General features: G+C 48.5%; 6 protein-coding genes. All 6 read left to right on the top strand.

Annotation, left to right across the window (positions count from 1 at the left end):
* Positions 1-430 precede the first annotated feature (430 nt).
* A complete protein-coding gene (locus tag EMM73_RS18240) occupies positions 431-1,810 on the top strand; it encodes a sigma-54-dependent transcriptional regulator (RefSeq protein ID WP_127688218.1) in 1,380 nt (459 codons plus the stop codon).
* The gene (locus EMM73_RS18235) at positions 1,794-3,065 is read left to right on the top strand and encodes a sensor histidine kinase (RefSeq protein ID WP_127688217.1); all 1,272 of its coding nucleotides are present in this window, start codon (positions 1,794-1,796) and stop codon (positions 3,063-3,065) included. The genes EMM73_RS18240 and EMM73_RS18235 overlap by 17 nt, the downstream gene beginning before the upstream one ends.
* 227 nt (positions 3,066-3,292) lie before the next feature.
* On the top strand, positions 3,293-4,540 hold the full coding sequence (locus EMM73_RS18230; RefSeq protein WP_127688216.1) for an HlyD family secretion protein: 1,248 nt from the start codon (positions 3,293-3,295) through the stop codon (positions 4,538-4,540).
* Between the two features lie 24 nt (positions 4,541-4,564).
* Positions 4,565-5,302 carry an ABC transporter ATP-binding protein gene (locus tag EMM73_RS18225; RefSeq protein ID WP_127688215.1) on the top strand — a complete coding sequence of 246 codons (738 nt, stop codon included), beginning with the start codon at positions 4,565-4,567 and terminating at the stop codon, positions 5,300-5,302.
* A 43-nt stretch (positions 5,303-5,345) separates the two neighbouring features.
* Positions 5,346-5,579 (top strand): hypothetical protein, encoded by a 234-nt coding sequence (locus tag EMM73_RS18220; RefSeq protein WP_127688214.1) that lies wholly within the window; start codon positions 5,346-5,348, stop codon positions 5,577-5,579.
* 1 nt (position 5,580) lies between these two features.
* The gene (locus tag EMM73_RS18215; RefSeq protein WP_127688213.1) at positions 5,581-8,061 is read left to right on the top strand and encodes an ABC transporter permease; all 2,481 of its coding nucleotides are present in this window, start codon (positions 5,581-5,583) and stop codon (positions 8,059-8,061) included.
* Position 8,062 lies beyond the last annotated feature (1 nt).

The following is an 8,062-nucleotide window of genomic DNA, read 5'->3' as shown; positions in this document are numbered from 1 at the left end:
GATTGATTGCTTATTGTTAAAGAGCAGTGCTTCACTTCTGAAGCGAAAGTCGTTTATAATCAACGCCTTTCATAATCTTTCGCTACAAACTATTTCGCTTTGGAAACCGTCTTCGCTGTCGATGGAGCGCATTATAGAGATCTGAGAGGAAGCCGCAAGATCTTTTTCGATAAAAGCTGTTCGACCGCTTAGTTTTTAACCGGATCCGATTTTTATGCTTATTTCATGTACAAAACCTGTTCAAAAAACGGATCCTCAACCGGATCCTGACGATCAAGCTAAGCCCTTAAACGACAAATGATCTGGTTTTTTGCTTCGGCATCTATTTTGCTAGTGCTTTTGCTATAGTGCCGGATATGCAATGAAGCAATCAGCTTAACCAAGCTATATAGAGCAACTCTATATATAGAAGAAGATGGAGAACTTATAGATGGTGCAAACGCGCCCGGAATATCAGCCCCTGATCCTGCTTATAGAGGATAACCGCGAAGTCAGACTTGCAGCCCGATTTGTATTGGAAGATCTGGGCTACAGAATTGAAGAACTGGAAAACCCTGTGCAGGCCCGCGAATGGTTGGAACAACAACAACCGGATCTGATCCTGCTGGATATGAACTTTCAGCTCGATACCACTTCAGGTGATGAAGGCCTGCGCTTCTTACGTTACCTGCAACAACAAGGGTATGACATTCCAGTCGTGGCGATGACGGCTTGGTCCAATACCACCTTAGTGGTTCAGGCGATGCAGGCAGGTGCCGGTGATTTTGTTGAAAAGCCATGGAACAACCAGCGCTTGCAGCAAATTTTGCAGCAGCAACTGAAGTTGTCCAGTCTGACACGACAAAACAAAGCTCTGCACCAACAGCTGTCATCAACCCCACTTGAACTGGTCTGGCAAAGTTCGCAAATGCTGACACTGATGCAGCAACTGCAAACCGTGGCAGCCACAGAAGCTAATATTCTGCTGACCGGTGAAAACGGTACAGGAAAAAGTCAGCTGGCACATTGGCTACACCAGCATTCAGGCCGTTCAGCCGGACCTTTGATTTCTGTCAATATGGCAGCTATTCCTGAAGCATTATTTGAAAGCGAACTCTTTGGTCATAAAAAGGGAGCTTTTACCGATGCCAAAGAAGCTCGAGCCGGGCGTTTTAGCTTAGCTAGAGGTGGCACTTTGTTTTTGGATGAAATCGCCACTTTACCACTGGGGCAACAAGCGAAGCTGTTGCGTGTACTGGAATCAGGCCAGTATGAGGCTGTAGGATCCTGTCAGACTGAACAGAGCGATCTAAGATTGATTGCGGCGACCAATGCTGATTTTTCTGCCTTGATCCAAAATGGCCAGTTCCGTCAGGACTTGTATTACCGTCTTAATACACTGGAATTCCGTATCCCCCCATTAAGAGAGAGACCAGCAGATATAGCTCCGCTTTGCCAGTTTTTCTTGCACAAGCATGGCCAGCGTTACCATAAGACTGGCCTGACTTTGCATCACAATGCATTAAGCCGGTTACAACAGTATCAATGGCCTGGCAATATCAGAGAACTGAGTCATCTGCTTGAGCGCGCCGTGTTGTTAACCCAAAACAAAGAGATCTCACTCAAAGAGTTGGCACTACCGGATGAACAGCAGTCTGCAGCAACACAAGCAGCAGCTTTGCCTATGATGACACTGGAACAGGCTGAACTGACCTTGATCCGTCAGGCATTACAACTTTGTCAGGGCAATAAGCAAAAAACTGCTGAAAAGCTTGGTATTACCAAGTCGTCTTTATACCGCAGACTGGAAAAACATGGCCTGGAACTCTGACAGCATAGAGGCGCAAAGCCGTAAGCAGTCACTGCTGATTGCTTTACTTTGTCTGGTATTGGCAACTCTGCTTTGCTGGTTTTGGCCCCATTGGTGGGTGTGGCTTAGTAGCTGTTGTGCTTTTGTACTCATTACCAGGTGGCAGCACTTCAGCAGACAGCAAACTATTGCTGCTTTTCGTCGCAGCAGTGTGCAGTTAGAAGCAATGCAAAATCAGGATTACAGTTTGCAGGCGAAAGCTGTGTTTCAGAAAGGGATAGCAGCGCAGCTGCAGCTCCAGTTACAGCAGCTCAGCGAGCAGTTACAGCAACGGAAAAGCTATTTTGATGAACAACAGTTTTTGCTGTATCGGCTGATTGATCAGTTAAACACCCCTATTCTGGTGTTTGATCATAAACAGCAGTTGAGTTACGCCAATAACGAATTCAGCCACTTGTTTGGCCGCCCCTGGCAAAGTATGCGCCATGCGACGGCAGAAAGTTTGGGATTGAGCGCCCTGCCTCATTGGAATTTCGTCAATAAAGAGAAGGCAAAACAATGGCAGATCCGCCAAAGTCGGTTTTTGGATCAAGGCCAGCGTCACCAACTGCTGGTTTTTATTAACATTCAGGCGGCTTTGCGGGAAACTCAGCTTCAAGCCTGGCAACAATTGATCCGGGTTCTGAGCCATGAAATTCGCAACTCACTGACGCCGGTTCTGAGTTTGTCAGAACATTTGCAGCAGAAACTGCCGCCAGGCCGTGATCAGGACGCTTTGGACTTGATCCGCGAACGTAGTCAGCATTTGCAGGACTTTGTCAGCCGTTATGCTGAACTGAATAAAGAACTGCGGATCCAGCACCAGCAGATTAACGCCGGACAATTGTTTCACTCTTTACAGCTGTTGTTTGAAAAGCATCAACTACAAGCCAGCGGTACAGAGCTGGTATTTAAAAGTGATCAGATGTTGTTACAACAGGTGCTGATTAACCTGATAAAAAATGCTATTGAAGCAGGTAGCCCGGCAGGAACAGTGTTGTTGCATTTCAAGCTACAAAATCACAATCTTGAAATCCAGCTGTTGGATCAAGGCTCTGGCCTTAGTAATCAGCAGGATCTATTTGTGCCATTTTACAGCACTAAACCTCAGGGTCAGGGCATAGGTTTAGCCTTATGCCGGCAGATCATTGAGCAACTGGGAGGCGAACTGAACCTGACTAACAGAACTGACGGCATAACAGGCTCTTGTGCTACTTTATCCTTGCCGCAAGACTGATTTTTTTTTCTCCATATAAAAGTCCGATTCTGGACTCAGAGCGTCCGGAATCGGACGCCAACTTCCAAGCAACTAAATAATATCCATATAAATCATATTATTATGCAATGGCATGCCCTTTGCTCCACTAAAAAAGCATAGCTGCGCCGATTTGAAGTGTCTCCCTGCAACAATTCGACGTGGCTGTGCTTAGATCCAACAATAAGAGGCAAGGCGGAAAAATCAGTATGGATATAAAAAAAGAAAAAGCTGCAGCTCTCTGGAAGAAGCCCATGTTAGTTGTTACTGCGCTGGCGGCTTTGGTTCTGATGGGCACTTTGTTTGCATCCCCTGGCTACCAATACAAAATTGAACAATCCGGTTTATTGCTGGGTACTGTGAAACGCGGCGATCTGCAGGTGACAGTGGATGGTTATGGCGTATTGCGTTCAGATAAACAAAAGCTGATCAGCGCCTTAGCACCAGCAACAGTGGAAGAAGTGGTATTAAAAGCCGGCGCTGTAGTGCAAGCAGATTCCATCATTCTGCGTTTAAGTGATCCGGAACTGATGCAGCAAATTGAAACCGCCAGTATGACCACAGCGCAGGAGCAGGCCAATTTTCGCCGTCAGCATTTAAACAACCAACGTGACATGCTAACCGAAGAAGGTCGCTTTGCAGAATTAGATGCCCGCTACCAAATGCTGGTATTGCGTCATAGCGCCGAAGCAGAAATGGCAGCTAAAGGCATAGTTTCACAACTAAGTTTTCAGACCACAGTGCTGGAGAAATCTCAGCTGGAAAAGCAAGTTCAGTTACAACAGAAGCGACTGGACCAGCTCAAGCTGGTCAATCAGGAGGCTCTGACTATTTCGCAAGAACAACTGAATCAAGCGATAGCTCGTGAGCAGCGTTTAAAACAGCGACTGGATCAACTGACAGTACGCTCAGGTATTGAAGGTGTGTTGCAACGAGTTCCGGTTGAACTGGGCCAAAGTGTAACCGCAGGTCAGGAACTGGCTTTAGTGGGCAGCGATAAGGATTTATTGGCACTGGTGCGGGTGTCTCAAAGCAAAGCCGAACAAATCCGGCCCGGCCAAAAAGCCCGAATTAACACCAGGCGTGAACAAGCCGATGCCATCGTCAGCAGGGTCACCCCCCAGGTTGTCGAAGGCACTATAGAAGTGGAACTCACTTTTGTGGACGCCATACCTGCCTCCGCCCGTCCAGAACTCAATATAGATGCACAGATTTTTACCGCGGAGCTGACGAACACTTTATACCTTGATCGTCCGGTGAATAGCCAAAGTCATAGCCAGACCCGACTGTTTAAACTGGATCCAAGCACTAATACCCTGTCAGCCACCGCAGTGCAGTTTGGTGACGAAGCCGGACGTTTTCTACAACTACACCAAGGTGCCATTGAAGGTGAGCAATTTGTCTTATCCGACATGGCGGGATTTCAGGACGCAGACACAGTCAGCGTTGTGCGTTAAAGACTATTAAGCAAAGGAACTTTTATGCAACACCCCACTATTCTGATGCAGGGCATCACCAAAATTTTCGCCACAGATGAAATGGAAACCCATGCGTTACGGGGTATCGATTTACAGATTTCCTCAGGCGATTTTGTTTCGATTTGCGGCCCGTCAGGCTGTGGTAAATCCACTTTGTTATCTTTGCTGGGTTTATTGGATATGCCCAGTGGTGGTAGCTATCAGATTGAAGGCAAAGAAGTCAGTGGTTTAAGCCTGAGTGAAGCGGCCTTTATCCGTAATGAAAAAATAGGTTTTATCTTTCAGTCATTTAACTTAATAGATGAGCTGACTGTATTCGACAACATAGCCCTGCCACTGCGCTATCGCCGCCAGTCTGTTGCTAAATCTGAGATTGAAGATCGCGTCATGGCTTGTCTGAAAACTGTAGATATGACTCACAGAGCGGGTCACAGACCTAACCAATTATCCGGTGGTCAGCAACAACGTATTGCCATAGCCCGCGCTTTAGTGGGTAGCCCGGCTTTGCTGTTAGTCGATGAGCCTACTGGGAACCTGGACTCCAGAAATGGTGACGCCGTGATGGATATGTTGTGTGAACTGAATAATAACGGCACCACCCTTTGTATGGTGACACACGATCCGCGGTATGCCGATATGGCAAGCCGCAAGTTGCACCTGCTGGATGGCCGTATTCTGGATAGTGACGGCACACCTATCCAGCAGCAGACCGCTGTTTTACGCCAGGTTGCAGCTCAGTAACCGTGCTATTTAGCGGCACAAGCTGCCAGACAAGGAGTGAAGGATGCAACTCAGCCGACTTTTTACATGCGGTATTAGCTTAAGCCTATTGATCAGCTTACTGAATGTGTTGCCCACCTTACGCAGTGTCTGGCCATTGCAAAGCAGCTGGCTGTTGCTGGTATTCGGTTTATTACAATTAGTGTGTCTGCTGGTTTTTGCACTCTTGGTTTCACTGCTGGAACAGAACCAAAGACAAATCAATGCCGGTCGAATATCTCAGGTACAAGGACAATAAGATGATTTCTCGCAAAGACTTCTCCACTGCACTTTATAGGCTTAGCAAAGCCAAAGGGTATGCCGCCACTGTGATATTGACGCTGGGTTTAGCACTGGGTTCATTGGTAGCCATGTTTAATCTGAATTATCAGATTTTAGCGGCACCGCTGCCTTATGCTGATGAAGATCAGTTAGTGGTGGGTAGCACGGCCTGGTTGGAAAAAGATGGATCTGTGATGTATCCGCGCGTGCTGCCGGTCAGCATTTTCCGTCAGCTTTACCCCAAACCCTCAGAGCATTTAAGCGATCAGGCGTTATTTAGCTTTTCTTACGTTGGTATGACACTGCGGGATTTAGCGAACAGCCCACAAGTACAGATTGCTTACACCACACCCGGTTATATGCGGATGTACCAAATGCCGTTTTTACATGGCCGGGCATTTAGTGCGGATGAAGATGTCGGCAGTCACCAAGCTGTAGCAATCCTAAGTGAAAAAATCTGGCGCGAACACTATCAAGCTGATCCGGCTACAGTAGGACGCACAGTACAGATAGGCAATCAGTCGTTTAAAGTGATTGGCATTACCGCAGCGACTTTCCAGGAGCCCGCTCTGACAGGCCCGGCCCGTGTGAATGACATCTGGTTACCTTGGGATTATGCGCCTGGCGCGAATGCGAGCCCGGGTGATATCAGCGGTGCCCACTTTTATCTGGCGAAACTGAAAGACGCCGGTGCGCTTCAGGCCTTCGAGCAAGAGTTAAGGCCACAAATTCAGCAGAAATTTCGGGAGGCAGTTGCAGCAGTACCAGCTCAGGCCGGGCGCACTGCGCGCTTTCATGCCGAACCATTGCGGCAGATGATGGACGGGGACAGCAGCAAAGCAACACTGTCGATGCTGATCGGCAGTGTGCTGTTAGTGCTGATCGCGGCCGCCAATATTACCAACTTATTATTATCCCACGCCGCCCGCCAGCAACGCAGTATGAGTATTCAGGCTGCGCTGGGAGCGCAGCGACACCACTTGTTGGGTGCTGTGTTGGCTGAACTCACTTGGTTACTGACAGCGGCGCTGCTCGTTGCTTTTGTCGTAGCCGAAGGTGCTTATGCGTTGTTGTGGGCTTATGCTGGTACCACTCTGCCGCGACTGACCGAACTGGGAATGGACTGGCCGACTTTGGCTTTTGCGCTCTTGATCAGCCTGCTGCTGGCTCTGGGATTTGCGACCCTGATCAGCAGGCAAATCAACTACCAGGCGCTGCAACAAAACCTGCAAAGCAGTGGCAAAGGCAGCGGCGTGCAAATCAGCGGCCGTAACCGACAGTTGTTGATTGGCGCTCAGGTGATGCTGGCCGGCTTGCTGCTGATTTGTAGTGCACAAGTGCTGTTGCAGTCGTTACAACAACTGCGCCAGCAAGTAGGTTTTGCCAGCAGTGATCGCTATCAAATTACCATTGACGATATGACCCCTGCTCCGGATGCCAGTTTGCCGCTGGAACAACGCCGGGCTGTATATCGTCAACAAAAGGACGAGCTGATGCAGGTGCGTGATATTCTGCAACAACATCCGGCGGTACAGACTGCCTCAGTCAGCAATTATCCGCCGATTTCTTTTGATGGTTATTATGGTTCGGCAAGCTTTATAGCCTCGCCAGACAGCCCGACTCAACTGTTGTTCAGCCGCGCGGTTTACACCGATCAGTTTTATCTGCCATTGTTTGACATCAAATTAGTGCAAGGCCGTAACTTCACTGCACAAGAAATCAGCTCACAATCACTAGTGGTGATCATTAATCAGGCTCTGGCACTGCAGCTTCGACCCGATGGTAACGTGGTTGGCCAGCAGTTGTATTCGCCGGATGGCAGCCTCGCATTTGAGATTATCGGCGTGAGCCTTAATCATCAGTTGCCGGATCTATGGTCACAGCGCGAGACAGGCCGCAGTTACTTAACCCGCAATCTTGGCACTACAGCTAACCTGCAATTGCAACTGAAACCAGGTATGCAGATTGACAAAACCGCCATCAACCAGGCAATGGCGCAAGTCTCTGCAAACTATAGAGCAGCCAATATCTATAGCATTGCAGATAATATCGACAAGGTGCGGCTGCGTAACTATCTGACAGCTGCCGCGACTACCACTCTCGTGCTGCTGAGTTTCCTGCTTGCCGCTATAGGTATTTATGGCGTACTGAGCTATAGCGTGCAGCAGCGCCGCTTTGAATTAGGCGTGCGAATGGCCATTGGTGCTCGTCCAACTACTATTATTCGCCAATTGCTGAACGAGAACCTGAAACCTGTTTGTGCTGGTTTAGTACTGGCGGCATTGCTGCTGGCGATCCTTTGGCTTGGCCTGCGACAAACAATGTTCACAGTGGAACTGTCAGTTGGTGGCTTTGCCCTGCCACTGGTACTGATTGTGCTGTTAACAGTACTTACATCGCTGCTGTCGGTGTGGGGCATTATTCGCAAGCCGGCTATTTATGCGTTGCAAGGACACTAAT

It is taken from the genome of Rheinheimera sediminis, from assembly GCF_004005375.1.
Taxonomy (GTDB): domain Bacteria; phylum Pseudomonadota; class Gammaproteobacteria; order Enterobacterales; family Alteromonadaceae; genus Pararheinheimera.
This window is presented reverse-complemented; position numbering and strand designations above follow the sequence as displayed.